Raw genomic sequence first — 26,404 nt, 5'->3', positions numbered from 1 at the left:
AGGAGTGAGGGTGACCCCGGCGGACCCGCACGCCGTCGCGCCGCGCACCGCCGTCGGGCAGGGCCCGACTCAGAGCGACGCCAGCGGGGGGACGTGCGAACGCGGGGGCGGCGCGCCGGAGCCGGCGAGGGGCGGTGAACGGACCGGAGGGTGAACTGGTGGTTTTTTTTGAGGGGTCCGCGACGCGACTCCGCATTCGGCCGAGCTCGATCGCACCCGAACCTAAGCCCCAGGCTCCGCAGCGGCATCACGCGGATACGCCCAACCCTCCCGCGTCACCCCGGCGCGGCCGGAGACATTCCCGTGGGCAGTCGCCGAGCAGCGGTTCCGGCCCGCCTAGCTTCACCCGTACCGGCAGGGCCGGGTGTGGGACGTCCGGGCGAGCAACTGAACCGCAACCAGTCCGGTTCCGTCGAGGCCAAGTACAGCCAGGGGGGTGACCTACACGTCAGCACCGAGATCAGCCGCCCACGAGTATCCGCGGACGGCACTCGGACGAATCACCGACGCCGCCTGGAACACGCCAAGCTCACAAACAGCCCGCCCCCCCTACCGACTACCCGCAGACTACAAACGGCCGCCTCCCAAGGAGTTCACGCCCGTACAGAGAGCCCGAGGGCGTGCCTAGGGCCGTGTACGTCTGGTCCAGACCAGCGTCGTTTTTTTACGTCGATCACATCGCGTCGGCCGCTCCCCCGCACGGCCCGTACTTCCTGCGAGGGCAACGCTGTTTTTCATATATTCTTTGTTCTTATTGCTATTTTTTTTTTTTATTACTCTTACTAACTACATTTTTTTTCTTTTATGTTGTTGTATCTCGACCGAGTACGTCAAGCAGTCACCACGGCCACCGCGCGTCGTAGAGCGCGCCCGGGCCCTAGCTAGCGCCCGGAGGTGCGGTGGGGGATCTGCGGCCTGTAGCGCGTCGTCACGCCCGGGTACCACGGGGAGCGGCATCGCCGCGAGAATAACGAGGCGCCGCCGATCAGCGTTCCTCACCGCCGTCAGGCCGACGGGATTTGGCCCGTTGGCGGCTGCAGTCTTGGGGTTCGCCCGATGCTCGGGAGCGCGGTCGTCGAGGCCGGAACCCGAGTCACGGGTGTCTTTCCTCCAGGCTTCTACAGCGGCGGCCGTGCCGGGCGATGTTCGGGTTCCAGGCGTCGGCGAGCTGCGTGGGGGCATCCGCCCGGCCGGTGTCGCGGCGCCAGCGTCGAAGGTCCCAGGCGGTCGCCGCGACCAGGGCCAGGCCGATCAGCCAGGCCGCCGAGCCGTCGCTGCGCCATTGCACGCCCAGGCGATCCGGTGAACTCCCACCCCGAGACGCTGCCACCGCCGCAGTCCGGCGGCCCGTGAGCGCGCGTCGGCCGAGGACGGGGGTGGAGGACCGAGCAGAGACCGCGCGAGCAGGTCAGCGGGCGGTCATCGCTGTGGCCGTAGGGGAACGAGAAGCACGGGCGTGTAGCACGGGTCGTGGCAGCGCGGGGCGGGGGCCCGGGCGACTGGCGGCCTTTTTTTGGCGAGCCCAGCGCGATCATTCACGGAGAGCGGTGACGGTGGCTGGCGGCCCTAGACGGGCGAGGCCGCCAGGGCAGCGGCGGTGCATAGCAGCCAGCGGACCCGCTCCAGCCCCCCCCCCCCCCCCACCCCCCCCCAGCGTGGCACCGCGGACCAGCGACGGAGCGTCAGCGGGATCCCACACGCATCGCTGAGCACGCGCAGTGCGGCGGTGTGGCGGGCGGCGGGGTGGTCGCGCACGGGGGGTGTGCAGACGCTCGGCGGCTTGGGCCGCATCGGGAGGAGGTGCAGTGGTGGCCAGTTGGCTCGTGTTCAGAACCGAGCAGCATAGCGCGGTGGGCACCGTCCGCGACGCGAACGCGGCGACGGCGGCGAAGAGGCGCTCGCTCCGGCGCAGGTCCGCGCACTGATGCCCAGGCCTCCCGCCGTGCGGCAGCGCGACACGGGGGGCGCGATGATCACACGTGAGCTTGATCTCTCTAGTATTTATCCTAGCAACAATCCGTCGGTGCATTGGAGTTAGAGGAGCAGATCGCTTCACGATGCTGATATACCGCTCGCCCTCCGTTTCCCCTCCGCAGCGCGGACCTGCACAGCGCGGACCTGCGGCTCGGCGAGCGCCTGTTCGCCGCCGTCGCCGCGTTCGGCGTCGCGGCGGTGCCCACCGCGCTGCTGCTGGTGCTGATCGAGGCCAACTGGCCACCGCTGCACCGCCTCGATGCGGCCGCCGCCGAGCGTCTGCACACCGCCGTGCGCGACCACCCCGCCGCCCGCACCGCGCTGCGCGTGCTCAGCGAGGGCGTGTGGGATCCGCTGACGCTCCGTCTGCTGGTCGCGGTCGCCGTCGGCTGGCTGCTGCACCGCCGTGCCTGGCGGCTCGCCGTCTGGGCCGCCGCCACCGTCACCGCCTCCGGACTGATCGGCTGGGCCGTCAAGGCCGCCGTCGCCCGGGCCCGCCCCGCGCTGCCCGACCCGGTGGCTCACGCCCCGGGCTTCTCGTTCCCCTCCGGCCACGCGATGACCGCCGCGACCTGCTGCGCGGTTCTGCTGCTGGTCCTCACCCCGGTCCTCGGCCGACGCGCGCTCCGGGCCGCCCGGACGGCGGCGGTGGTCAGCGTCGTCGGGGTGGGGTTCACCCGGATCGCCCTGGGCGTGCACTGGGTCAGCGACGTGCTCGGCGGCTGGCTGCTCGGCCTGGCCCTGGTCGCGGCGACCGCCTGGGCCTTCGACGGCTGGCGCCGCGACACCGGCCGGGCGGTGCCCCCGCCGCTCGCCGACGGCCTGGAACCCGAACTCGCCCGGCACGGCCCGCCCGAAGCCGGTGGGAGGACACCGTGACCGGTTCCGCCTCGACGACGGCCCCCGCGCCGACGCGGTGGGAACGGACCGCGCCCGTTATTCTCGCGCGATCCGCTCCCACCCGGGGTGACGACCCCTCAGGGCCGCGATCCCCCACCCACGCCGGGCGCTAGCAGGCCCGGCCGCTCACGACGCCGGTGGGCCGGGTGACGTTGACGTACTCGGTCGAGTAGTTGCCCCAGAAGTCGTGCGTGGTGATCGCGTAGACGCTGGTCTGGTACTCGACGTACACGGCCCAGGACGCGCCCGGCTTGAGCGTGAACTCCTCGTTGTAGGTCTCGGTGACGGCGGTGTTGAGCTTGGTGTTCAGCGCGGCGGTGATCGTCTCGAGTGCCGTCCCGGAGATGTTGGCGCTGGTCTCGGTGGTGACGGTGTAGGTCACCCCCCGGCTGTACTTGGCCTCGACGGAACCGGACTGGTTGCGGTAGCAGTTGCTCGCCCGGACGTCCCACACCCGGCCCTGCCGGTACAGGGTGAACAGCGGGCCGGAACCGCTGCTCGGCGACGCCACGGGAATGCCCGGGCCCGCCGGGGTGACCGGGAGGTTGGCGTACCCGGTGACCACGACCTGGGGCAGGGTCGCGTCGATCGGCTGGCCGATCGAGCCGTCCGGGACCTCCGTCACCGCCCCGCCGGCGTCCGGCGCGCCGCCCCCGCCGTCCCCCGGGTCGCTCGAGTCGCCGCCCGACCCGCCGCCGGCGTCGCCGCCGGGGTCACCCCACTCGCCGCCGCCCCCACCACCACCGCCGCCCGACCCGCCGCCGCCGCCGTTTCCGTCGTCGTACGGGTCCTCGTCCTGGCACAGCACGGAACCGTCACAGGCGTACGCGGCCGTGGGGATGGCCACGGCGGGCACCGCGGTGAGGACGACGGCGCCGAGTACGGCCGCCGTCGCCATGGATCGCAACTTCACGGTCTCTCCCAAGTCGGGGGTGAACGGATCGTCGGACCGGGTCTCGGCCCGACGACACGGCAGTCTTCCCGGCGGTCCCGTCCCGGGCAGCCGTAGAACTACGCAAGCGGATACGGAGCCTGGACCGGCGAGACGGCCGGGCAGACGGACGGACGGCGCACCGGCCCGCCGTCAGTGCCGCGCACTACGTTGGGCACGAATCGAGCAGGGGGAGGCGGCGCTCCGGGAGAGCGGCGGCCCGGAGCGGCCGGTGGCCGCGGAGAGGACGGGTGTTCGTCGTGGCGTTGTCGATGACGGGCCGTCAGACCGTCGGCAGGCAAGCCGAGTTAAGGCAGATGGTGGCCGCCCTGGAGGGTCTGGAGCGCGGCCGGGGGGCCGTGGTCGAGATCACCGGCGAACCGGGCGCGGGCAAGACCCAGTTGGCCTGCGAGCTGGCCGACCAGGCGGCACGACGCGGGATTCCGGTGCTCTGGGCACGGGCGACCCGCTCGGGCGAGGGCGACCACCAGGTCTTCCGCGACATGGTCGGGCCGGCCGTGGCCTCCGGAACCGTCGACCTCGACGCCTGGTGCGAACTGCTCCAACAGCGCGCCTCCGGAGGGCTGTTGGTGGTCGACGACCTGCACCTGGCCGATCCGGCCTCGGTGGAACTGGTCCTCCGGCTGGCCCGTGCGGCTTCGGTCGCGGCGGCCCCGGCATCCGCACCGTCGGCATCCGTCCGCACCACTCCCCCGGCACCGGTCGCGCCCGGCACCACCGGCGCCGCCTTCGTACTGGTCCTGGTGCACCGGCCCCGGCAGAGCCCACCGGCCCTGGTGGAGGCACTCGACCTCGGCGTGCGGACCGACACGGTCTTCCGAGTGGAGGCCTGCCCTCTCGACCGGCCGGCAGTGGCAGCGCTGCTCGGCGACCGGTACGGGGCCGCGAGCGGGAGCGGCAGCGACACCGTGACGGCCCTGCACGCCGCGTCGAGGGGGCTCCCCGGGTACCTGCGCCTGCTGGTCGCGGCCCGTTTCGACCCCGCCCTGTGGCCGGACCGCGCGGGCCACGACGAGGACGCCCTGCCGCGCGAGGCGGCGGCACTGCTCGCCGAGGTCGGCGGGCTGAGCGGACCGGCCCGGGCCACCGCGCGGGCCGCCTCCGTCCTGGGCCGGACGTTCCGGCCGACCGACGCGGCCCGGATCGCCGGGCTCGATGCCCGGGAGGGTCTCGCGGCCTGCGCCGAGCTGCTCCGCGCCGACCTGGTCCGCCCGGCCGACCAGGGACGGGAACTGACGTTCCGTCATCCGGCCGTCGGCCGGGTGGTGCACGCCTCCTGCGAGCTGCCCCAGCTGCTGGACGCCCACCGGCAGGCCCTGCGGATCGCCGTCGAGCGCGGCGCCCCGGCCCTCGAACGGGCCCGGTACGCCGAGTACCTGGCACACACCGACGGACCCGCGGCGGCCCGCCTCCTCGCCGAAGGAGCCGCCGAGGCCCTCACCCGGGCCCCCGAGCTCGCGGCCCGCTGGCTCCGCCTCGCCCTGGACGCGCTGCCCGCCCCCGGCATCGAGCAGGAGCTGTCGGAGCGCGCCGCATGGGAACTCGCGCACGGCCGGGCCCTGATCGCCGCCGGACGCCTGACCGAGGCACGCGCCCTCGCCCACCACCTCCTCACCGAGAGCGGCCACCGACCCTCCGCACCGGCCGCCGCACCGGACCCCGAGACGGACCACGAACCACCCACCCCACCCGACCGCACCCCGGGTCCGGGGCTGCCCTCCCGGCTCCTGCCCCGCGCGTACGCGCTCTGCGCCGCCGCCGAACGCCTGCTCTGCCGCTACCAGGAAGCGGAGGCCATCGCCCGCACCGGGATGGCCCTGCTGCCCCGGCCACTGCCCGCCGTGCTGTCGGTCGAGGCCACCGAACTGGTCTACGAGTACGGGCTGGTGCACGTCCTGCGCGGCACCCACGACCGGATCCGCCCGCTGCTGCGGGAGGCCGCCCGCTCGCGGACCGAGGCCGGGCCCGCCGCGTCGACGGCCCTGCGCGTGCTGATCGCGTTCTGCGACGTCTTCTCCGGCGACACCGCGCGGGGAGCGGCCGAAGTGGCGCGCTGCGCCGCGCTGGTGGACGCGCTGCCGGACGGGGTCGCCGGCCACACGCCGGACACCCTCACCCTGCTCGGCTGCGCGGAGCTGTACCTCGAACGCTTCCCGGACGCCCGGCGCCACCTCCTGCGGGGCCTGGACGCCGCGACCGGCGGGGCCCAGAAGCACATCCGCGCCCACCAGTTGCTGGGTCTGACCATGATCGACCAGTGGGCGGGCCGGCTCGGCGCGGCGCAGCGGCGGGCCGCCGAGGCGGAGGAGCTGGCCCGGGCGGTCGGCGCGCCGGACGTGGTGACGCTGGCGACCGCGATGCGCGCCATGACCCTGGTCTGGTCCCGGGGGCAGGAGCACGCCGGCGAGGCGGTCGCGCTCGCGGCGCGGGCGGTGGACACCGTCGCGCTGGGCCGGGGCTGGTGGGCCACCTCGGCGATCAGCCTGCTGGCCCATGCCCAACTGCTCGGCGGGGACGCCGCCGGCTGCCTGCGGACGCTGCTGGACGGCGGTGGCGGCGCCGGCCTGCCGGACGTGCAGCCGGCCTTCCGGCCCTCGCTGCTCGCCCTGATGGCGCTCGCCGCTCTGGCCGACGGCGACGCGGAGCACGCCGGGCAGCTGCTCGCCGACGCGGAGGCGGACGCCGAGCGGCTCGGCCTGCCGCTGCAGTGGGCCTGTGTGCACCGGGCCGCCGCCCAGCTCTGCTCGGCACGCGGGGAGCACACCCGCTCCCTGGAGCTGTTCGAGCGCGCCGCGGAGGGATTCCGCACCGGTGGGCTGCCCGTGCAGTACGCCTGGACCCTGATCGCCGCGGCGCCCGTGACGGCTGCCGTGCGTGGCCCGGCCGCCGCACTGGGTCTGGTGGAGCGGGCCGAGGCACTCGCCCGGCCCTGCGGGGCGGCCCTGGTCCTGGAGAAGGCCGGACGCCTACGTGCCCACCTCACCGCGGTCCCCGGCCCGCACCCGGCGGCCGCCCCCGGGCCCCCGACCGTCCGCTCCCCGCTCAGCGATCGCGAACGCGAGGTCGCCGACTTGGCGGCCGCCGGACTGCGCTCCCGTCAGATCGCCGAGCGCCTCTTCCTCAGCCATCGCACCGTCGAGTCCCATCTGGGCAACGCCTACCGCAAGTTGGGCGTCTCCTCGCGCACCGCGCTGGCCCGGGTCCTCGGCCCGGCTCCAGGCGCCGGTCTCCAACCGGCAGGGGCCGAGCCGGAGTTCCGCTGAGCGGCGCGCACCAGCCGGGCCGGAGCGGTGGTGTACCCGCCCCGGCCCGGCCCCGAGAGGCCGCCGGTCAGGGCTGGGCGGTGAGGCGGAAGCTCTGGGCGGCGGAGTCGTCGCAGGTGCGCTGGACGAGCTGGACGGAGTTGGTCGCGGCGGTGGTGGCGACGGTGAGGCACTTGCCGCTGTGCCGGGCGACGAAGTGCTGACCGCCACCGGCTTCGGTGACCGGGCGCCACTGCTGGTTGGCGCCGCCGCCGTAGGTCCACAGTTGCAGCGGGGCGTTGTCGGCGGTGGAGACGCCGGTGACGTCGACGACCTGGTCGGGGTTGTTGCGTGCGGCCAGCCGCACGTAGCCGCTGTCGGTGGCGGTGAGGCGGAAGTGCTGGGCGGTGGTGGAGTTGCAGGTGTACTGCTGGACCGCGGTGCCGTTGGCGGTCGCGGCGGCCCGGGCGTCCACGCACAGGCCGTTGGCCCGGGAGGCCAGGCTGTTCCAGGGGTCGGTGGCGACGGGGGCCTTTCCGAGCCACTTGAGGGCGTCGAGCAGCAGGCGGTTCTGGGTGGCGGAGGCGAAGGTGGACGAAGTGCGGGTGTTGGTGGCGTAGTTCATCGCGTTGTGGCCGAAGTTGGCGTACAGCATCCGGTACTGGGTGTTGGTCCACACGATGGGGTAGTCCCCGCTGTACCAGGACTGGTCGGGGTCGGTGCCCAGCGGGAAGCCGGAGGCGTCGACGGAGGCCAGGACCTTGATGTTCGGGTTCGCCCGCAGGTTGTTCGACCAGGCGTACCACTCGCTCACCGCGGAGGTCCAGGTCGCGGGCAGGGAGGCCGCGGCCGGGTGCGCGGGGTTCTCGGTGCGCAGGACGGCGGTGGTGGGTCCCCAGGTGTTGGACCGGAAGTTGCCGCTGCCGAGGAACTGGTTGTAGTACCAGTCCCAGGCGGAGGCGTTGGTGGTGAACGCGGAGACGTGGAAGCCGAGCCAGGCACCGCCGCCCCGCACGTAGCGCTCGAAGCCGGCGCGTTGGGCCGCGCTCTGGGGGGCGTCGTCGAGGAAGAGGACGACGCTGTACGCGTCGACGCCGCCGTTGGCGAGCAGGTCCCAGTTGGTGCTGGCGGTGTAGCTGAAGTTGTTGGCCGCCGCGGCCTTGGGGAACCAGTCGTTGGCTTCCTTGACGAAGTCGATGTGGGCGGCGTCCCAGGTGCCGTTGTAGAGCGCGAGGACCTTGAAGTCCGGTGCGAGCGGCACGGCTCGGGCCCGCTGGGCGGCGGGGACGAGGAGGCCGATCAGGAGGGCGAGCAGGGCCAGGAGGACGTGGGGGAGCCTCCGGGGAACGGTGTGGCGCGGCATGGGTCTGCTCCTTCGGTGGGGGCCGGCCGGGAGGTGGTGGCGCCAGTGGGGGTGCGCCTTGGTGCTTGCCTGAGCCGGGAACCTAGAGGTCTGAACCAATCACGTCAAGACGTCGGTCGTTCGGCTCTTGAACGCTCAAATGGCGTCACCTGCCGACTCTCTGACGATTCATCAGGTCCGGCGTGAAGTCTTGACGGCTGGATCGTGGGCCGGTTCACTCGGAACCTCCGCACCGGAACCGGTCCCGCACGGTGTCACGGGTGCTCGACACCACCCTGGGGGTGGACCGACGACGGCTGCCCGCGTTCGGGAGGTGACCCCACAGCCCGGGTGCCGCACCGCCGCATCACCCCGCCACGGATCGCGCGAGCCACCGCCCTGCCACAACTCGCTTGCGTGCAGGCCGCATCTCGGTTCGGATGGCGGCGATGAACATCAATGACCTCTTCGACGTGCTCGACGCCCTGCACTCCGCCGAGGCCCCGTGCTGGGTCGCCGGCGGCTGGGGCGTCGACGTCCTGGTGGGCCGTCAGACCCGCGAGCACCGCGACCTCGACCTCGCCCTCGACGCCACCCGCGAGGCCGCCGCCATCACGGCACTGGCCGCCCACGGCTACCGGATCGAGACCGACCAACGCCCCGCCCGGGTCGAGCTCGCCGCCCCCGGCCGGCGCTGGGTCGACCTCCACCCGGTCCACTTCGACACCACCGGCGCAGGCCGCCAGTCCGACCTCCACGACGGCTACTTCCACTACCCCCGTGAGGCCTTCGCCACCGGCACCCTCCGAGGCCGCACGATCCCCTGCCTCTCAGCCGCCCGGCAACTGACCTTCCGCACCGGCTACACCCTCCGCGAGGTCGACCACCACGACATCGCCCTCCTCCACACCCTGACCGACGACCCGCCTCCAGGCACCGGCCGCGCCTGACGGACCGTCGACAGCGCTGATGCCCGCGCCCCGAGCGAAGTGGAGACCCACCGTGGGACCCGGGTCGCGGACCGACCGGCGGGGCCTCCGGCCGGAGGAGGCCCACACCTTCGCCCCCCTCAGCTGGAGGCCCGCCGCCGCACGTGACGGTGCCGCCCTAGCCCAGCCCCGGCTCCGCGCCCGGTTCGGCGGCGGCACGGGCCGGTTGCCTGCGAGGGACGAGCCGACCCGGCTGTCGCGGAGCCGGGGCGTCCGGTGTCCGGCCGCGCCGGACGACCCGGACGAGTCTGCGTCCCAGCAGGAGGTAGCCGAGGACGGCACCGGCCGTGTTCAGGATGATGTCGTCGACGTCGAAGGCGCGGCCGGTGATGAGCGCTCCTTGGACCAGTTCGACCAGCAGCATCAACGCCGCCGTGCGCAGCAGGACGCGGAACAGACCGCGGGCCTTCGGCCAGAGCACCGGCAGGAGCAGCCCGAACGGTGCGCCCAGCAGGACGTTCCCGCCCACCTGCCGGGCTGCGTCGAGCGTGGTGGCGTGCAGCAGGTAGTGGCGCAGCGAGTCGCCCGGCCGAAGGTTGCTGTGCACCTGGCCGACCGCCCCGGGCACGGGAATCAAGGTGACGCGGGCCAGCGCCGCGGCGAAGGCGACGGAAGCCAGGAAGGCGGCGACGAGGACGAGCCACCGGGCCGCGACCGCCGCCCCACCGACGCCCGCGGCCCCGGTGCCCGGCCTTCCCGATCCGCGCTCTCCCCGTCCGCGACGACTCGCCGCGCCGTGCCGTGATCCGCCGCGTCCCGCGCGTGGCCGGCCGTCGTCTCCTCACCCGTGTCGACACCCCTGCCCGCCAGCCGCCGTCTGCCCCTGCCTACCCCTCTGACCGCCATCGGTTCGATTCCCCTCTCCTGCCGCACACCGCTGAGGGCCATCGCCTACCCGCACGGCGCGCACTCACGCCAGAGCCGCGGACACCCTCAGCCGACGTCGATGCCGGTGACCACCGGAGCACCGATGCTCACCGTGCCCGGTGGGTAGCCCGCGGCGGCGAAGGCACGCTCCGCCAGGTCCGTCGCCGCCGTGCCCGCGGCGGCGCGGTCGTCGGCCTCGACCTCCAGCCGTAGCACGAACGTCCCTTCGGACTCGTCCAGGGTCAGGACGTCGAGCTCGGGTACCGCTTCGCCGACCTCGCTCGGGTCGGCGCCGCGCACGACGGCCAGCAGCCGGCTGCGCGCCGCTCCTTCCAGCGGGTGCGGAACCGTTCCCGGAACAGTGATCACGTAGTTGCCCATGACGTGCGTGTGACCGCTCGGCGCCGCGCGAAACCCGATCGGGTCGTCCACGGTCGCGGCGAGCGACCCGGCCGCCGTCGGACGCGTGCCGGCGGCGGGCGGACGGCGAGCCGCCCACCCGCGCGGAGCCGTCAGCCGCCCAGGTGCGGGCTGTAGAGCGCGGACAGGAAACGGGTCGTCAGTTGGTCGCGCCGGACCGGCGCGAGCGCGTCCAGCAGCCGGTTGACGCCCGCCATCCGGGCGGCGCCGTCGCCGGACAGGTCGAGGCCGGCGGCCGGGAGCAGCGCCGCGAAGGTCGCGTCGTCGAGCTCCGCGAAGTCCAGCTGGTCGAGCAGCGCCACGAGGTCGTGCGGTGCCTCCACCGGCCCCCGTCCGCGCACCGCCGCCGCACTCTCGCGCAGCGCCTCCAGCAGCCCGTCGACCCCCTGCTCGCTGACCCCGGTGAGGGTCAGGTGCAGGCTGGCCGGCAGCCCGTCCACGCTCAGCTGCGGCTGCAGGAAGTACCCGCGTGCCCGGGACTCGTCCGCCAGCTCCCACAGGTCCAGCGGGGCGTCCGGGTCGGCGCCGATGGCGACCAGCGTCGCCTCCGGCTCGCCGAGCACCCGCAGGCCCTCGATCTCCGTGACCCCGGCCACCAGCCGCCGGGTGGCGGCCAGCGCGGCGCGCCCCAACTCCCGGTAGCCGTCCGCCCCGAGGGCCTGCAGGGTGGCCCAGGCACCGGCGAGCGGACCGGCTCCCTTGCTGCTCTGCACCGTCGAGTTGACCACCGGGTACCCGGGCCACTGGGCACAGGCGTAGTACGCGGCCAGCCGCATCGGCTGGTCCCGGAACAGCACCACCGAGGCACCCTTCGGCGCGTAGCCGAACTTGTGCAGGTCGCAGGAGAGCGAGGTCACCCCGGGCACCGAGAGGTCGAAGGCCGGCACCGCGGCGCCCGCCTCGGCGAGCCAGGGCAGCAGCCAGCCGCCCACGCACGCGTCCACGTGGCACGGTATGCCGCGCCCGGCGGCGTCGGCGGCGATCCGGCCCACCGGGTCGACCACGCCGTGCGCGTACGAGGGCGCCGAGGCGACCACCAGCACCGTCCGGTCGGTGCACGCGGCGGCCATCGCCTCCGGCACCGCCCGGAAGGTCGTCGGGTCGACCGGCACCACCGTCACCTTGACCCGCAGGTAGCGGCCCGCCTTGTGGAAGGCGGCGTGCGCGGTCGCGGGGACCACGATCTCGGGCTCGGTGACGTCCGGCCGGGAGTCCCGCGCCGCCTTCACCGCCAGGATGATCGACTCGGTGCCGCCGCTGGTGAAGATGCCCGGGGTGGTGTCGTCCCCGCCGAGCCGGGACGCGGTCGCGCCGACCACCTGCCGCTCCAGCGCCACGATGCTCGGAAAGGCGGTCGGGTCCAGGCCGTTGACCTCCAGCATCGCCAGGTACGCCTGCGCCGCGGCCTCCCGGACCTCGGGCCGGCCCGCGTCGTAGGTGTACGCGGTGGTCTTCCCGCCCCGGGTGGGCAGGTCGGCGGCGGTCAGCGCGCGCAGCTCGGCGAGCAGGTCCTCGGTGGGACGGCCGCTCTGCGGCAGGCCGGGGTGGGTGGCGGTCATGCGACGTGCTCCGTTTCGGGGGTCGACAGGGGTGTGGTGACGGTGGAGCGGCGCCGGCCGTAGGCGCGCAGCGCGGGGAGGGAGAGCAGCATCAGGACTGCCGGGACGAGGCTGAAGCCGAGCAGGACACCGGCCCGCGCGGTGTCGGTCTGCGCCACCGGATGGTCGGTGGTGGAGGCGACGAAGCCGGCGGCGGCCAGGGCGAGCGAGAACAGGCCCGGCCCGGCGGCCAGGCCCGCCGTCTCACCGGCGGTCCACAGTCCGGTGAACGCGCCGGACTGCAGCCGCCCGGTCCTGGCCGCATCCGCGTGCACGGTGTCCGGCAGCAGCGACAGCGGCAGCACCTGCAGGGCGGCGTACGCCACCCCCCAGCACCGCGCACAGCGCCAGCACCGCGCCGACCTGCGCTCCACCACGGCCGGCGGCCGGCCACAGCGCCGCGGCGGCCGCCACGAACAGCGCCGTCGCCGCGGTCAGGCACCGCAGCCGCCCCCAGCGGGCGGCGGCCCTCCCCCACAGCGGGACCGCCACCGCGCTGGGCGCCACCAGGCAGACGAACAGCACCGAGGTCAGCCGGTACCCGCCGAGCCAGTAGGTGGCCGCGTACGGCGCGGCCGCCAGCATGATCGCCACTGCGGCGGCCTGCAGCACGAAGGCGAGGAGCAGCGCGAAGAACGCCCGGTTGCCCCTGGCGGTGCGCAGCGCGCCCGTCAGGCCCAGCGGTTCGGGGCCGGGCCGGGACACCACCCGGCGTGCGCCCAGGGTCGGCACCAGCAGCGTCACCAGCAGCAGCGCCGCCACCACCAGGCCCATCACCGCGTACCCGGCCCGGCCGCCGCCGGCCAGGGAGACCACCGCCGGGGCCAGCCCGCCCGCGACCAGGATGCCGACGGTCAGGCAGACGATCCGCCAGACCATGATCCTGGTCCGCACCTCGGGCCGGTCCGACATCTCGGCCGGCAGCGCCACGTACGGCACCTGGAACAGCGAGAACGCGCTCGACGCCAGCACGAAGGCGACCGCGACCCAGGCCGCCGCGCCCGCGCCGGTCATCGGCGTCAGGAACATCGCCGCGAAGGCCACCGGCAGGGCCGCCGTGCCCGCCGCCAGGATCCGCGTCCGGCGGCCGGTGCGCAGTGCCTCGCGGTCGCTGGCCGCTCCCACCATCGGGTTGAGCACCGCGTCCCAGACCTTCGGCAGCGCGACCACCAGGCCCGCCACCGCGGCCGGCACGCCCAGCGCGTCCGTCATGAAGTAGAGCAGCAGCAGTCCCCGGCACCGTCGAGTAGACGCCCGTGCCCACCGACCCGAGCGCGTACGCCGCGAGCTCCCGGCGCCCGAGGCCGGACCCGGGGCCGGACCCGGGGCCGCTCATGGGCCCGGGGCCGCTCACGGTGTCCCTCCCAGATCCAGTTCCCTGACCACCAGGGCCCGCAGGTGGGCCCGGAAGCGCGGCACCTGCGGGCGGATCACCGACCGGCAGAAGCCGTGCGTGGTCCACAGCACCGTCCACACCGTCAGCTCCGCCCGGTCCTCCTCCAGCCCGGGCAGCGCCGCCGTCAGGGCGTCGCGCACCGACTCCAGCAGCGGTCGGGCGTAGAGCTCCTCCAGTTCGGCGAACTCGGCCGCGTCCGCCAGCCAGCGCCGCATCCACAGCGCCGGGACGTGCGGTTGCTCCAGGCAGAAGTCCAGGTACCGGTCGGCGAACGCCGCCGCGGCCGCGGCCGGGTCAGCCGCCACGTCCCGCGCGAACGCCGCCAGCGCGTCCGCGACGGCCGACTGCTCCGCCTCGTGCGCCAGCCGCATCACTTCGCGGTACAGGTCCGCCTTGTTGCCGACGTGGTAGGCCCACCGTCGCGATGTTCAACCCGGCCGCCGCTGCGATGGTCCGCGTCGCGGTGCCGTCGTAGCCGTGCTCCGCGAACAGCGTGGTCGCCGCCGCGATGATGCGCTCTCGGCTGGTGTCAGCCGTACTCCGGTGCTGGGACATGGCCGTGAGCGTACGGGCACCGGGGCCATCAATCAATCGTTTGATGGAGAGGAAGCCGCCCGCTCGGGGCCCGGTCCGGGGCGAGCGCCGGCCACCACTTCGCCACCACCGTGTCCGCTGTTCGAAAGCGCCCACTAGGATGCGCTCCTGACAACCCGTCAGGGGTCGAAGCATGGGTCGAACAGGAGTGGATGAGATGCCGGACGACATCGAGTGGATGAAGCGCGGGCTGGAGGGTCCGGCGATCGAGCGGGTGGACCTGCGCATCGATGTCCCGCACTCGGCGCGGATGTACGACTACTGGCTCGGCGGCAAGACGAACTTCCCGCCGGACCGCGCTCTCGGCGAGGCCTTCGAGCAGGCCATCCCCAGCATCAAGGTCATGGCCCGGGAGAACCGCAGGTTCCTCGGCCGCGCGGTGCGCTACCTGGCGGGTGAGGCGGGCATCCGCCAGTTCCTCGACATCGGCACCGGCATCCCCACCGAGGGCAACACCCACGAGGTCGCCCAGGCCACGGCCCCCGACAGCCGGGTCGTCTACGTCGACAACGACCCGATCGTGCTCGCCCACGCACGTGCGCTGATGGACAGCAGCGGCTCCGGCCGCACCGCCTACATCCACGCCGACCTGATGGAGCCGGAGAAGATCCTCGCCGACCCCGTCCTCACCAGCACCCTCGACCTCGACCAGCCCGTGGGCCTGACCCTGGTCGCCGTCCTCATGCTGGTCGCCGACGCGGACGACCCCTGGGCCAAGGCCCGCGTGCTGATGGACGCCCTGGCCCCCGGCAGCTACGTCGCCATCACCCACCCCGGGCTGGACTTCGACCCCGCTGCCATGGCCTCGATCGTGAAGGCCGCGGCCAGGGGCGAGATGACCCTGGTGCCGCGGACCCGCGACCAGGTCGCGCGGTTCTTCGCCGACTGGGAACTCGTCGAGCCGGGCGTCGTCCCCGTCATGGGCTGGCGCCCCGAGGGCGCAGAGCCCGCCGACCCCGGCGCCGCCTACTACTGGTCCGGCATCGCCCGCAAGCGCTGACCCACCCGCACGGCGCCCGGGGAACGAGACCGGGCCGCACCGGAGGGAGAGCCCCGACCGGGGGCCCGCGAACGGTCGAGGCATTCCACAAGTCCCCGAGCACCACGCTGCTGATCATCGGGCTCGTCGTCGCCGTCATCGGCAGCTGAGGCGCGGCGGTTCACCCTGTTCGGCAGGGCCGCCGGCCCCGACGGGGCGGCCGTCCGGGCCTACCCCGGTCCGACCAGCCCGCACTCGTACGCGAAGATCACCGCCTGTACCCGGTCCCGCAGGTCCAGCTTGGCCATGACCCGGCCGAGGTGCTTCTTCACCGTGGGCTCGGCGAGACCGAGGGCGGCGGCGAGTTCCGTGTTGGTCAGGCCACGGGCGACGCCCAGCAGGACCTCCCGCTCGCGCGTGGTCAGTACGCGCAGGCCGCTCCGGCCGGCCCCCGTCGTCGTGCCCGGCGACGGGGAGCCGGTGTGCGAAGCGGTCCAGCAGCCGCCGCGTCACCCGGGGGGACACCACGGCGTCCCCCCGGGCGACGTCGCGGATCGCCCCCAGCAACTCCTGCGGCCGGCTGTTCTTCAGCAGGAAGCCGGACGCCCCGGCCCGCAGCGCGTCGAAGGCGTACGCGTCCAGGTCGAAGGTCGTGAGCACCAGCACCCGCGTCCCGGGCACCTCGCGCAGCAGCTGCCGGGTCGCCTCGATGCCGTCGGTGCCCGGCATCCGCACGTCCATCAGCACCACGTCCGGCCGCAGCCGCCGCGCCAGCTCCACCGCGGCCTGCCCGTCGGCCGCCTCCCCGACCGGCTCCATGTCCGGTTCGGCGCGCAGGATCATGCCGAACGCCAGCCGGAGCAGCTCCTCGTCGTCCACCAGCAGCACCCGGACGCTCACGGCGCGCCCCCGTGCTCCAGCCGGACGGAGACCTGCCAGCCGCCGCCCGGCAGCGGGCCCGCCCGCAGCACCCCGCCGAAGGCCGCGGCGCGCTCCCGCATCCCCACGAGTCCTCGCCCGGAGCCGGCCGGTCCCGGCCGGCCGGCTCCCCTCGCCGCTCCGGCCTTCCCGTCGTCGGTGACCTCGACCGTGACCGTCCCCGGCGCGCAGCTCACCCGCACCTCGGCGCGGGTCCCCTGCGGCGCGTGGCGCAGTGTGTTCGCCAGCGACTCCTGGACGATCCGGTGCACCGTCAGCTGCGCCGTGGCCGGCACCGCGGCGGCGTCGCCGTCCACCCGCAACCGGGCCACCAGGCCTGCCGCGCCGGTGCGTTCGCACAGGGCCGCGAGCTGCCCGATCCCCGGTGGCGACCGCCGGTCGTCCCCGCGCCCCGCGCCGGGGGCGGCGTCCTGGAGCAGGTCCAGTGCCCGCCGGATGTCGGTGAGCGCCTGCCGCCCGGTCTCCGCGATCCGGGCCGTCACGGCGTGGGTTTCGGCGGGCCGCGCGTGCCCGAGCGCGTCGGCCAGCGCCACCACCACCGACAGGCCGTGCGTCACGCTGTCGTGCAACTCCCGCGCGATCCTGGCACGTTCCTCCTCCACCGCCCAGTGCTCCCGCTCGTCGCGGTCGCGTTCCAGCTGCGCCAGCCGCTCGGCCCGCGCGGCCCGCCGGATCCGGGCGTTGGCCCCGAGCAACGCACTCGCGGCAACCGCCGCCGTCATCGCGGCGGCCGAGGCGAGGACGCGACCCTCGGGCGCCCAGCGCGCCGCCGCCAGCACCGCCCCGGCCACCGCCACCACGCCTGCGGCCCAGGCCGAGCGGGACGGCGCCCGCGCGGTCACCGTCCCGAGGGCGACCAGCAACGCCGCGTCGGCCGGGAGCTGAACACCCATCAGCCACTGCGCGAGCGCCGCGGCTGCGATCGCCCCGAACGCGGCCCGGGGTGCCCGCCTGCGCCACACCAGCGGCAGCACCAGAGCGGTCTGCAACGCGAAGCCCGTACCGCCCGCCACCCGCCCCGGCCCGAGCGTCACCAGGAACAGGGCCGCCGCGAGCCCGGCGTCCGCCACCACGGGCGGCACCCGCCCCGGCAGCCGGGCGAGGGTGCCCGGCAGGCCCGTCCGTACCGCGCCGGTCTCGGCCATCGTGTCCGTCCTCGCGTCCCCGTCGTCCGGCGTTCCTCGCCGGAGCCCCACCGTAGGGCCCCGCGCACGCCGAGGCCTCCGCCCACCGGCGGAAACCGGGGGACACCCCGGAACACCCGGGCCTCCTCCGCGCGCAGGAGCGGAGGAGCCCCGGGGCGCCCCGAGCGCACCCGCGGAATCGTCCCCCGTCACGGCGCCCCGCTCCCCCGGCCGGCGCAACCCTGGTGGTGACCCCGTATCAGCACCGCCCGAGGAGCTCGCCCATGTCCCCCACCCGCCGTGCCCTGCTCGGCACGCTCGGCGCCGCAGCGCTCGCCACCGTGGCCGCCGCCCCCGCCGCGGGAAGCCGCCCCGCCGCCCCCGGCAGGGGACCCGGCTCCGAGCCGGCCCCCGGCACCCCCGTCCCTCTGCGTCTGCCCGCGCCCACCGGGCCCTGGCCCGTGGGCACCGTCGCGCTGCACCTGGTCGACGACAGCCGCCCCGATCCCTTCGTCCCCTCCAAGCCCTACCGGGAACTCATGGCCGGCCTCTGGTACCCGGCCCGACCCGGTGCCGGGCATCCGACGGCCCCCTGGCTCGCCCCGGCCGCGGCGGCCGACTGGGACGCGCACTCCGCACCGGCCCTCGGTGTCCCCGTCGGCGCCGCCGACTGGCGGGGGATCAGGACCCACGCCCGCACGGGCGCCCCGGTCGCCCGCCGCGCCGGCCGGTTGCCCGTGGTGCTGTTCTCCTCCGGCGACGGCGGCTCGCGCGCTCTCGGCACCACCCTGGTCGAGGAGCTGGCGAGCCACGGCCACCTCGTCGTCGCCCTCGACTCCACGTACGAGGCCGAGCAGGTCGAGTTCCCCGGCGGCCGGGTCGAACGCGCCCTCCCGCTCCCCGACGACCTCACTCCGGAGGTGATCGCCGCCCTCCTCGCCGGGCACTCCCGGGCCCGCCTGGCCGACGCCCGCTTCGTCCTCGGCGTGCTCGACCGGCTGGCCCGCCCGGACCGCGCCGGCACCGGCACCCACCCGCTCCCGGACGGGCTCGCCGAAGCCGCCGACCCCGCCAGGACCGGCGTGCTCGGGCAGTCCCTCGGCGGCTCCGTCGCCGCCCAACTCGCCCACGACGACCCCCGCGTCCGCGCGGCGGCCGACCTCGACGGCAACCTCCTCGCACCCGTCGCCGACAGTGGGCTCACCAAGCCCTTCCTGCTGATGGCCTCCGGCACGAAGTCCCTGCGCACCGAACCGAGCTGGGCCTCCTGCTGGGCGGCCTCCACCGGCCCCCGGCACGCCCTGCGGCTGCGCGACGCCGCCCACGGCTCGTACACCGACCTCCAGGTCCTCCTTCCCCAGCTCGTCCGCCGCCTCCCGGTCCCGGACGCCGCCGGACTCATCGGCACCATCGACCCGTGGCGCTCCCTGGCCGCCCAGCGCACCGCCGTCACCGCCTTCTTCGCGCGGTACCTGACGGGGCGGCCCACCGGCTTCCTCGACCGGCCCGGCGACAACTGGCCGGAGCTGGAAGTGCTGAGCTGAACCGACCCACCCGCCGGCACGGCTCGGCCACCACGGCGACGACCGCCGCCGGCACCAGGTGGACACCGCCCCTGCCGTCGTCGCGACGTCCGCGAGTACCGGGCCGCCCGGGCGGCCGAGCCGGGCACCATCGCGGCCCATGGCTGACGCACCATCACGCGCCGCCCAGGCCGGTGCGGACTGCCGCTGGTTGCGGTTTCCGACCTGGCCCGCATCGAGCGGGCCGTCAGGCCGGCGGCCGGGCCGGAGAGGCCCTCTACGCCACGCCCCGGTCGACCCCGTGGAGGTAGCGTGGCCGGCATGAGCACGGAACAGCGGTGGCGCGTGGCGCCGGACCCCGGCCTGGTCGTCCAGCGGACCTGCGACCACCTGGACGACCTGGCGGCCCCGGCGGCCCCGGCCGAGGTGCCGGCGGACACCGCCCCGGCCTGCGAGGACTGCCTGCGGAACGGCACCACCTGGGTCCACCTCCGCGCCTGCCTGCACTGCGGGCACATCGGCTGCTGCGACAGCTCCCCCGGTCGGCACGCCTTCCGGCACGCGCACGCCGAGCACGGTCACCACATCGCCCGGTCCGTCGAGCCCGGCGAGCAGTGGGCGTGGTGCTACACCGACGAGCTCTTCCTCCGCCCGGCCTGACGGCCGGTCAAATGGACAATTCGTTGACGTTCATCCGACAATCGGTCCCCGTTCAAGCGGTGATCGTTCTAGGGGGACGTACGACATGGGACGCCGAGAGGCCCCGTTGGATCCGGGCGGGGGGCCGCTGTCCCGGTTCGCCGTCGACCTGAGGGAACTGCGCCGCGCCGCCGGCTCGCCCTCCTACCAGGAGCTGGCCCGGCTCACCCACTACGCAGCCTCGACCCTGGCCGCCGCCGCAGCCGGGCGGAAGGCGCCGAGCAGCGCGGTGCTGGCCGCGTACGTCGGCGCCTGCGGCGGTGACGTCGAGGCGTGGGAACGGCGGCGGCTCGCCCTGGCGACGGCGGCGGCGGACGAACCCGACGGGGCGTCAGCCGTGACCCCGGCCGAACCGACCCCGACCGAAACCGAGTGCGGAGACGGAGACGGAGACGGGGACCGCACCGGACGCCGGATCTCCACACTGCTGCGCCGTCTCGGGGCGCTGGGCGCGGCCGCGGTGTTGCTCCTGACCTGCGCCGCCTCGCAGTCGCCCGACTCCGACACCACCGACCACCGCCGCTGGCTGCGGCTGGGCACCGACGTGCCCGAGCGCTACCGGGGGCTGATCGTGCGGGCCGGGACGCTCTGCGCCGCGCCGCAGGTCACGCCGGCCCTGGTCGCGGCGATCCTCAAGACCGAGAGCGGCTTCGATCCGCACCTGCACGACCCGGCCAACGACGAGTACGGCATCGCCCGTTGGACGCCCCGGGTGCTGCGCTACTACCTGCCGGAGGACCAGCAGCGCCGGGTGCCGGTGCCGCCGTTCGACGAGCGGACGTCGATCATGGCGCTGGGGCGGATGCTCTGCACGCTCGCGCCGCAGCTGGAGGGGGTCCCGGGCGATCCGGTGATGAACCTGGCGGCCGCGTACCGGACCGCGAGCTGGGTGGTGCAGCAGAGCAACGGGGTGCCCGAGCGGCTGCGCCCGTACACCGACGTGGTCCGGGGCCACCTGCTGGCGTACGCGCCGGAGCGGGGCGCGTGCCTGCCGTACGCGGCGGGCGCGAGCTCGTACCCACGGGCGTGCGCCCCGTTCGCGCACTGACCGGTCGCGGTCCGCGAGCAGGGTCGAAGGGATTGTCCGGGGATTGTCCGATGATTGTTCGATGGGCCGCTGACCGGCGGAAACACGGCCCGCGATGCGGTTGTGTGGTGCCCGGCACCGGGTCCGTCCGGTGCCGCCGAACCACGATCGAGGGGGAACCACACCCGTGTCCACGACCCGCATCCGCAAGGGCCTCACGGCCGCCGTCACCGGCCTGGCCGCCCTGGCCGCCGTCCTGGTCTCCGCGCCCGGCGCCGCCGCCTACGACGGCAGCCCCTGCCACAGCCCGACCCAGCGCAACCTCACCAACCCCTACAACGGCCACACCTCCACCGAGACCGTCACCTACTGCCCGCTGTGGCGCGGGCAACGTCCCGGTCTACGCGACCCGTGACCTGAACAGCGGCGTCGTCGGCTACCTGGTCTACGGCGGCTCCTCGAACTGGTTCGTGTTCGAGAAGCAGGGCGCCACCGTCAACCTCGGCGGTGCGGTGAACAACTGGTGGGCCAGCACCCTCGCCGACAACGGCAAGTGGGGCTGGGTCCCGGAGGTCTACTTCTCCGGCGGCGACAACTACGAGGACGACCGCGGCCTCTACATGCCCGGCGACGTGGCCTGCGTCTGGCCGTGCAGCGGCCAGACGCCCACCGCCCCCTGGCGCGCCTGACACCCCCGGCCCGGCGCCGGCTCCACCGCGCCCCGTCACCCGCGGATCCTTCCGCGGGTGACGGGGCGCGGCCGTTTCTCCAGGAAGGGCGTCAGCACACCCACGGTTGATGCACATGACGCACCTCACGGACGAGTTCACTGTTGACGCGGTTCACAGCAGATGCTCTGATTGGCGCGCCGCTCACCACTGCCCATCGTCCGAGAGGTGCCCAGGTTCATGCCGCAGCCGTCAGGCGAGGAAGTCGCACGACAGCCAGTGCTCGCCGTTCACCGTGCCGCCGTTCCAGAACAGCAGGTCGACCCGGGTCGAGTCGTCGTACACGCCGTCCTTGGGCACCGACGTCGTGCCGAGGTAGTCGTGGATGTAGGACTGCACCCTGGTCAGCGCGTTCCTGGTGTTGGCGCCGAACTTCCCGTCCTCCAGCAGCGGCGAGAACCCGTACGCCGCCTGGAGGTTGGAGTAGTCCGCGAAGTGCTCCTGGTAGCAGTGGTTGAGAGTGCGCTGCAGACCCACCACGCCCCAGTTGTTGTTGCTCCCGCTGACGTTCTTCGTGACGCCGTCGCCGTAGTCGAGGCGGCACGCGGGGCTCCCGCCGGTCACCGTCGTCGGGACGTAGGGCGAGGTGTTGGGGCTGAGCTCGCCCGACTGGAGCGTGCGGGTGGAGAAGCCGGTGCAGTGGGTGGTCGAAGCCGCCGCCGGCGGCGCGACCACGACGGCCGTTCCGATCGCGAAGGCCGTGGCGACGACCGCGCCGGCCACTGTCCTGAGTGCCATCGATCTGTTCCTTTCCCCAGAGGAGAACGAGAGTTGTGCCGATTCCGACCGCCCGGGATCCCGTCGGGCCGGCGTCTGCCGGCTCCGCAATCATCCGAGCGGGCACACCACGACGGCTTGAACATTCATGCCCGGTTCGGCTTCGGCCCGGGGTCCCTGGCGGTGCGGCGACGCCGAGCGCTCGTCCCGGCGCAGTGGAGCTGAGCCCGGCGGTCCGTCGCGTCCTGGTCGCCGAGGTGGACGGCATCGCCATGTGGGACGTGCGGCAGCCTTGGGGGTGGCCGGCCGGTCGGTGGTCGCCGGTCGGTGTCGAGGAGACCGACGCCGTGTGCCTCTACCGGAGCGGGCGCCGGCGGCGTGCCGCGGCAGGCCTGGAGGAGTACCTGGACGCGACGACCGGCTATGTCAGCCGCCGGGGCACCGAGGAGCGGTTCACCGGAGCGGGGGAGGTCGAGACCACCGTCACCCGGCTGACGCCGCAGGCGTACGACGAGTACCTGGGCTCGGTCTCCCCCGCTCAGGGCTGGGTGCTGCGGCCGGACACCGCCTTCGACTACCGGCATCGCAGGCTGGTCGCCGATGCCGCCCGGGGCGCGGACGCGTTCGCGGTGGCGGAGGGCCTCCTCCTGCTGCTGGAGACCCTGCCGGGCCGGACCTGCCGACCCGACCGGTCTCGGCCGGCCTCCTGGGCGCACCACCGCTCGTTGGTGATGGACGCTCAGGAGTTCCTCACCGTAAGGCCCACCGCGGGCCTCGACGACCTGGCGCGGGCGCTGGCCACGTCCCCGGGCCACCTCAGCCGGGTGTTCCGCCGCGTCACCGGACGACCCGTCACCGTCTACCGCAACGAGTTACGACTCCGCCGCGCCCTCGACCTGCTCGCCCGGGGCGTCGACGACCTCGGCGCCCTCGCCGCCGAGTTGGGGTTCTCCGACCACGCCCACCTCACCCGGACGGTCAAACGCCACATCGGACGGGTGCCCTCGATCGTGCGCCGGGAACTGGCACTCGCGGCACCGCGCGCGCATCCCCCGGGAGAGCTACCCGCGGTGTCCGTCCGCGGGTGATCCGTCGCGGTCGGCGGATTCCTACCGTGGTTCCCGGCCCGCCCGCCCGGGTGAGCACGACGGGAGACCCCATGGACACGAAGCCCGCCACCCAACTCGACGCCCCCTCCGGCCGGTTCGGCCGGCTGGTGCGCTCACCACTCGGCTGGATGGTGACCGGCGTGATCGGCGTCGGTCTGGTCTCGGCCCCGACCGCGGCCGGCCCCGGCCCGGTGCCGCTGCTCGGCGCGGCCGCCGCGCTGGCCGTCTACCGGTGGGTGATGCGCCGGGTCGCAGGACGCCCCGTCCCCGAGATCGCCCGGCGCGGAGCCGGCCGGGAGCTGCTGTTCGGCGGCGCCATCGGGCTGGGGTTCATCCTGCTCCCCGTGCTCCTGCTCACCGCCTTCGGCGGCTACTCCTTCTCCTGGGCCGGCCACGGTCTCGCCCCGGTCCTGTGGACGGCGTTCGCCGTCCAGCTCAGCGGCGCGGTGACCGAGGAGTTGCTGTTCCGCGGTCTCGCGCTCCAGGCCCTGGAAGAGCTGTGGGGCAGCCGGGTCGCGATCGCGGTCACCGCGCTGTTCTTCGGCGTCGCCCACCTCGGCGCCGAGGAGGCCACCCCGTGGAGCGCCGTGGCGATCGCCGTGGAGGCGGGGGGTCCTGCTGGGGGCCGCGTTCCTGTGGCGTCGTAGCATCTGGTTCGCCGCCGGGTTGCACTTCACCTGGAACGCAGCCGAACAGCTGCTCGGCATCCCGGTCTCCGGCCACACCCCGGAGGGCCTGTTCACCGTCGACGTCCACGGCCCCGCCCTGCTGACCGGGGGCGGTTTCGGCCTGGAGGCATCGATCCTGCCCGTTCTCCTCGGCGCGGCCCTCGCCGCCCCGATGCTGCGCCGGGCCCGCCGGGCCGGCGGGATCGCGCCCCGGCCCAGGACCCGGGCCCGGACCGCCGGCTGACGCCGGCCGTACTTGGAGGAACCGGACGTGACACTCCCTCAGGGGCACTGGACGCCACCGCTGTTGCGGGGCCTCCGCGAGCGGTGGCGGGCGTGCGGCGCCCGCGCCCAGGACGGCGCCCTGGCCCTGGCCCTGGTCCTGCTCGCGCTGGCGCCGAACCTGTCCCGGATCGGCGCCCAGATCGGCGACCTGCCGCCACGGCCCGAGAACGCGCTGAGCCTGGCCCTGGTCCTGGCGCAGGCCCTGCCGCTGGCGGCCCGCCGCCGGCGGCCGGCGGGTGCCCTGGCCGTCATCGCGGGCGCCTTCGCCGCACACCAGGCGCTGGGCTTCCCCACCACTTTCGCGAGCACCGGCCTGTACCTGGCCCTGTACTCCGCCGGCGCCCATCAGGTCCGTCGACGCCCGTACCTGGCCGCCGCGTCGAGCGCCGCCTACGCCGTCCTCGCCGCCGTCCTCCACCACCTCGGCTCGCCGCAGGGGCCGGCGGACTACCTCGCCTTCTACGCGGCCCTGGCCGCCTTCTGGCTGCTGGGGAGCGGGGTGCGTGGACGACGCGCCCGCGAGGCGGAACGGCGGACGCTCGCCGCCGAGGTGGCGGCCGCCGACGAACGGGCCCGGATCGCCCGGGAGTTGCACGACGTGGTGACCCACCACGTCACCGCCATGGTGATCCAGGCCGACGCCGCCCAGTACCTGCCCGCCTCCGCCCCCGAGCGCCTCGGCGAGGCCCTGACCGCCGTCAGCGACACCGGTCGCCGTGCCCTCGCCGACCTCCGGCACCTGCTCGGCGTACTGGAAGCGACCGGCGCGACCGACGCCCTGGACGTCGCGCCCACGAGCCCCGCACCCGCCCCCGGCCGGCTGGCCGACCTCGTCGACCAGACCCGCCGCACCGGGCAACCCGTCGAGTTCACCGAGCACGGCGAACACCGCCCCGGGAGCGCCGAGTCGGAGCTGGCCGCCTACCGGGTGGTCCAGGAGGCGCTCACCAACGCGGTCAAGCACGCGGCCGGCGTGCCGACCCGGGTCCTGCTGCGGCACGGCGAGCGGCACACCGAGGTCGAGGTCACCACCGAGACAGCGCCGGGCGGACCCGCCCGGCGGACACCCGGCACGGGCTCGGGCGGCCGCGGCCTGGACGGCCTGCGCACCCGGGTCCGGCTGCTCGACGGCAGCCTGGAGGCCGGGCCGCGGCCCGAAGGCGGGTTCAGGGTCCGCGCCACGATCCCGCTCCCGGCCCCGACCGGGGAGGCTCCGTGAACGGCACGCCGCCCCGGCCGATCCGCGTCCTCGTCTGCGACGACCAGGCACTGGTCCGGACCGGCTACGCCACCATCTTCTCCGCACAGCCCGACATGGAGATCGTCGGAGAGGCCGCGAACGGACACGAGGCCGTCCGGATCGCCCGTGAGCAGCGCCCCGACGTGGTGGTCATGGACATCCGCATGCCCCTGTTGGACGGCATCCAGGCCACCCGGCAGCTGGCCGGCCCCGACGTCCAGGAGCCGCCGAAGGTGCTGGTCGTCACGACCTTCAACGTCGACGCGTACGTCTACCAGGCGCTCAAGGCCGGGGCGAGCGGCTTCCTGCTCAAGGACTCCCCCACGGCCGAACTCGTCGCCGGCGTCAGGACGGTGGCCGCGGGCGACGCCCTGATCGCCCCCCGCCGTCACCCGCCACCTGATCGGCCACTTCGCCGAACACCTCCGCCCCGCGAACGCCGAACGCGACGCGGTCGCCGAGGCCCTGACCCCGCGTGAGCTGGAGGTGTTCCAGCAGGTCGCCCTCGGCCGGTCGAACGCCGAGATCGCGGCGGCGCTCTTCATCACCCCGGAGACCGTCAAGACCTACGTCTCGCGCATCCTGGCCAAGCTCGGCCTCCGCGACCGGGTCCAGGCCGTCGTCCTGGCCCACCGCACCGGACTGGCCACCCACCCGTCGTGACCGCCCCGCCGCCGCTCGGCCCCCACCGCACCAGGTCCCCGGGGAGCTCACCCGCCGAACAGCGTGGTGCCGAGCGAGATCGCGCCTTCGAGCGCCTGCTGGACCCCCGGGGTGCTCCCGGCCGCCAGGGTGGCGGGGAGCATCCGGCGGATCGACCGCCAGGACCGCCCGGCCGCGGACGGGTCGTCACCCGCGCGCTCCAGCACGCCGACCTCGTGGTCGAAGTCGCCGGCCGTCTCCGGATCGAGTGCGAGCCGGGGCCGCAGGGCGCGCAGCGCCTCGACCAGCTCGGCCACGTCCGCGCCGACCCGGTTCCCCGTCGCCGTCGCGGTGTTGCGGGTGCCGACGGCCACCGCCGATCCGCTCACCGGCCCGCTGAAGAAGGCCGCGTTCTCGATGCTCATGCTGCTCGCCCCAAGGGTTGACGGG

26 protein-coding genes and 2 pseudogenes are annotated in these 26,404 nt (G+C 74.6%); 14 read left to right on the top strand and 14 right to left on the bottom strand.

Features of this window, described 5'->3' with window-relative positions; all coding sequences use genetic code 11:
* Positions 1-1,093: 1,093 nt before the first annotated feature.
* Positions 1,094-1,288, bottom strand: coding sequence for a hypothetical protein (locus tag ABD946_RS05185; RefSeq protein WP_345280531.1), 195 nt, complete (start codon positions 1,286-1,288; stop codon positions 1,094-1,096).
* 815 nt (positions 1,289-2,103) lie between these two features.
* Between ABD946_RS05185 and ABD946_RS05180 the strand changes: the two genes are divergently transcribed.
* A complete protein-coding gene (locus ABD946_RS05180; protein WP_345280535.1) occupies positions 2,104-2,853 on the top strand; it encodes a phosphatase PAP2 family protein in 750 nt (249 codons plus the stop codon).
* Positions 2,854-2,983: 130 nt separating this feature from the next.
* On the opposite strand, the gene ABD946_RS05175 is transcribed toward ABD946_RS05180, so the two are convergent.
* Complete coding sequence (locus ABD946_RS05175) at positions 2,984-3,787, bottom strand: DUF6426 family protein (protein ID WP_345280529.1); 804 nt, start codon at positions 3,785-3,787, stop codon at positions 2,984-2,986.
* 290 nt (positions 3,788-4,077) lie between these two features.
* On the opposite strand from ABD946_RS05175, the gene ABD946_RS05170 reads away from it, so the two are divergent.
* Positions 4,078-7,089, top strand: a complete 3,012-nt coding sequence (locus ABD946_RS05170) for a helix-turn-helix transcriptional regulator (RefSeq protein ID WP_345280527.1) — start codon at positions 4,078-4,080, stop codon at positions 7,087-7,089.
* A gap of 67 nt (positions 7,090-7,156) precedes the next feature.
* Here ABD946_RS05170 and ABD946_RS05165 read toward each other — a convergent pair whose 3' ends face one another.
* On the bottom strand, positions 7,157-8,431 hold the full coding sequence (locus ABD946_RS05165; protein ID WP_345280525.1) for a ThuA domain-containing protein: 1,275 nt from the start codon (positions 8,429-8,431) through the stop codon (positions 7,157-7,159).
* A gap of 428 nt (positions 8,432-8,859) precedes the next feature.
* On the opposite strand from ABD946_RS05165, the gene ABD946_RS05160 reads away from it, so the two are divergent.
* A complete protein-coding gene (locus tag ABD946_RS05160) occupies positions 8,860-9,360 on the top strand; it encodes a nucleotidyltransferase domain-containing protein (protein ID WP_345280523.1) in 501 nt (166 codons plus the stop codon).
* Between the two features lie 157 nt (positions 9,361-9,517).
* On the opposite strand, the gene ABD946_RS05155 is transcribed toward ABD946_RS05160, so the two are convergent.
* From ABD946_RS05155 to ABD946_RS42440, 7 genes are all read right to left on the bottom strand, one after another.
* Positions 9,518-9,967: a VanZ family protein gene (locus tag ABD946_RS05155; protein ID WP_345280521.1), complete on the bottom strand. Its 450-nt coding sequence runs from the start codon at positions 9,965-9,967 to the stop codon at positions 9,518-9,520.
* A 365-nt stretch (positions 9,968-10,332) separates the two neighbouring features.
* The gene (locus tag ABD946_RS05150) at positions 10,333-10,698 is read right to left on the bottom strand and encodes a hypothetical protein (protein WP_345280519.1); all 366 of its coding nucleotides are present in this window, start codon (positions 10,696-10,698) and stop codon (positions 10,333-10,335) included.
* Between the two features lie 80 nt (positions 10,699-10,778).
* The gene (locus tag ABD946_RS05145; RefSeq protein WP_345280517.1) at positions 10,779-12,245 is read right to left on the bottom strand and encodes a pyridoxal phosphate-dependent decarboxylase family protein; all 1,467 of its coding nucleotides are present in this window, start codon (positions 12,243-12,245) and stop codon (positions 10,779-10,781) included.
* A complete protein-coding gene (locus ABD946_RS05140; protein WP_345280515.1) occupies positions 12,242-12,559 on the bottom strand; it encodes an MFS transporter in 318 nt (105 codons plus the stop codon). The genes ABD946_RS05145 and ABD946_RS05140 overlap by 4 nt, the downstream gene beginning before the upstream one ends.
* Positions 12,489-13,496 carry an MFS transporter gene (locus ABD946_RS05135; RefSeq protein ID WP_345280513.1) on the bottom strand — a complete coding sequence of 336 codons (1,008 nt, stop codon included), beginning with the start codon at positions 13,494-13,496 and terminating at the stop codon, positions 12,489-12,491. Before ABD946_RS05135 ends, ABD946_RS05140 begins: the two co-directional genes overlap by 71 nt.
* A 138-nt stretch (positions 13,497-13,634) precedes the next feature.
* Entirely contained in the window at positions 13,635-14,051 is a 417-nt protein-coding gene (locus tag ABD946_RS05130) for a hypothetical protein (protein ID WP_345280511.1), read from the bottom strand.
* The gene (locus ABD946_RS42440) at positions 13,975-14,235 is read right to left on the bottom strand and encodes a TetR family transcriptional regulator (RefSeq protein ID WP_425558522.1); all 261 of its coding nucleotides are present in this window, start codon (positions 14,233-14,235) and stop codon (positions 13,975-13,977) included. Before ABD946_RS42440 ends, ABD946_RS05130 begins: the two co-directional genes overlap by 77 nt.
* A 196-nt stretch (positions 14,236-14,431) precedes the next feature.
* On the opposite strand from ABD946_RS42440, the gene ABD946_RS05125 reads away from it, so the two are divergent.
* Positions 14,432-15,274 carry an SAM-dependent methyltransferase gene (locus ABD946_RS05125; RefSeq protein WP_345280509.1) on the top strand — a complete coding sequence of 281 codons (843 nt, stop codon included), beginning with the start codon at positions 14,432-14,434 and terminating at the stop codon, positions 15,272-15,274.
* Between the two features lie 209 nt (positions 15,275-15,483).
* On the opposite strand, the pseudogene ABD946_RS42435 reads toward ABD946_RS05125, so the two are convergent.
* Positions 15,484-16,153, bottom strand: a pseudogene (locus ABD946_RS42435) (response regulator transcription factor).
* On the bottom strand, positions 16,150-17,337 hold the full coding sequence (locus tag ABD946_RS05110; protein ID WP_345280507.1) for a sensor histidine kinase: 1,188 nt from the start codon (positions 17,335-17,337) through the stop codon (positions 16,150-16,152). Before ABD946_RS05110 ends, ABD946_RS42435 begins: the two are co-directional and overlap by 4 nt.
* Before the next feature lie 263 nt (positions 17,338-17,600).
* On the opposite strand from ABD946_RS05110, the gene ABD946_RS05105 reads away from it, so the two are divergent.
* From ABD946_RS05105 to ABD946_RS05085, 5 genes are all read left to right on the top strand, one after another.
* A complete protein-coding gene (locus ABD946_RS05105) occupies positions 17,601-18,860 on the top strand; it encodes an alpha/beta hydrolase family protein (RefSeq protein WP_345280505.1) in 1,260 nt (419 codons plus the stop codon).
* A gap of 300 nt (positions 18,861-19,160) precedes the next feature.
* Positions 19,161-19,499, top strand: coding sequence for a UBP-type zinc finger domain-containing protein (locus ABD946_RS05100; RefSeq protein ID WP_345280503.1), 339 nt, complete (start codon positions 19,161-19,163; stop codon positions 19,497-19,499).
* Positions 19,500-19,584: 85 nt separating this feature from the next.
* Complete coding sequence (locus tag ABD946_RS05095; protein WP_345280501.1) at positions 19,585-20,586, top strand: lytic transglycosylase domain-containing protein; 1,002 nt, start codon at positions 19,585-19,587, stop codon at positions 20,584-20,586.
* A 166-nt stretch (positions 20,587-20,752) separates the two neighbouring features.
* Positions 20,753-20,980, top strand: a complete 228-nt coding sequence (locus ABD946_RS05090; RefSeq protein ID WP_345280499.1) for a hypothetical protein — start codon at positions 20,753-20,755, stop codon at positions 20,978-20,980.
* Positions 20,981-21,035: 55 nt separating this feature from the next.
* Positions 21,036-21,254 carry a hypothetical protein gene (locus ABD946_RS05085; protein ID WP_345280497.1) on the top strand — a complete coding sequence of 73 codons (219 nt, stop codon included), beginning with the start codon at positions 21,036-21,038 and terminating at the stop codon, positions 21,252-21,254.
* A gap of 231 nt (positions 21,255-21,485) precedes the next feature.
* Here ABD946_RS05085 and ABD946_RS05080 read toward each other — a convergent pair whose 3' ends face one another.
* A complete protein-coding gene (locus tag ABD946_RS05080; RefSeq protein ID WP_345280495.1) occupies positions 21,486-22,031 on the bottom strand; it encodes a hypothetical protein in 546 nt (181 codons plus the stop codon).
* Positions 22,032-22,225: 194 nt separating this feature from the next.
* Here ABD946_RS05080 and ABD946_RS05075 point away from each other — a divergent pair, with 194 nt between their 5' ends.
* The 5 genes and pseudogenes from ABD946_RS05075 to ABD946_RS05055 all read left to right on the top strand — a co-directional run bounded on the left by ABD946_RS05075 (position 22,226) and on the right by ABD946_RS05055 (position 25,975).
* Complete coding sequence (locus tag ABD946_RS05075; protein WP_345280493.1) at positions 22,226-23,098, top strand: helix-turn-helix domain-containing protein; 873 nt, start codon at positions 22,226-22,228, stop codon at positions 23,096-23,098.
* Positions 23,099-23,169: 71 nt separating this feature from the next.
* On the top strand, positions 23,170-23,766 hold the full coding sequence (locus tag ABD946_RS05070) for a CPBP family intramembrane glutamic endopeptidase (RefSeq protein WP_345280491.1): 597 nt from the start codon (positions 23,170-23,172) through the stop codon (positions 23,764-23,766).
* 19 nt (positions 23,767-23,785) lie between these two features.
* Positions 23,786-24,031, top strand: a complete 246-nt coding sequence (locus ABD946_RS05065) for a hypothetical protein (protein WP_345280489.1) — start codon at positions 23,786-23,788, stop codon at positions 24,029-24,031.
* A gap of 27 nt (positions 24,032-24,058) precedes the next feature.
* Positions 24,059-25,291 carry a sensor histidine kinase gene (locus tag ABD946_RS05060; RefSeq protein ID WP_345280487.1) on the top strand — a complete coding sequence of 411 codons (1,233 nt, stop codon included), beginning with the start codon at positions 24,059-24,061 and terminating at the stop codon, positions 25,289-25,291.
* A pseudogene (locus tag ABD946_RS05055) lies at positions 25,288-25,975 on the top strand (response regulator transcription factor). Before ABD946_RS05060 ends, ABD946_RS05055 begins: the two are co-directional and overlap by 4 nt.
* A 47-nt stretch (positions 25,976-26,022) precedes the next feature.
* On the opposite strand, the gene ABD946_RS05050 reads toward ABD946_RS05055, so the two are convergent.
* Complete coding sequence (locus ABD946_RS05050) at positions 26,023-26,379, bottom strand: hypothetical protein (RefSeq protein WP_345280485.1); 357 nt, start codon at positions 26,377-26,379, stop codon at positions 26,023-26,025.
* Positions 26,380-26,404: the final 25 nt, after the last annotated feature.

The organism is Kitasatospora albolonga (genome assembly GCF_039535905.1).
Classification (GTDB): domain Bacteria; phylum Actinomycetota; class Actinomycetes; order Streptomycetales; family Streptomycetaceae; genus Kitasatospora; species Kitasatospora albolonga.
This window is presented reverse-complemented; position numbering and strand designations above follow the sequence as displayed.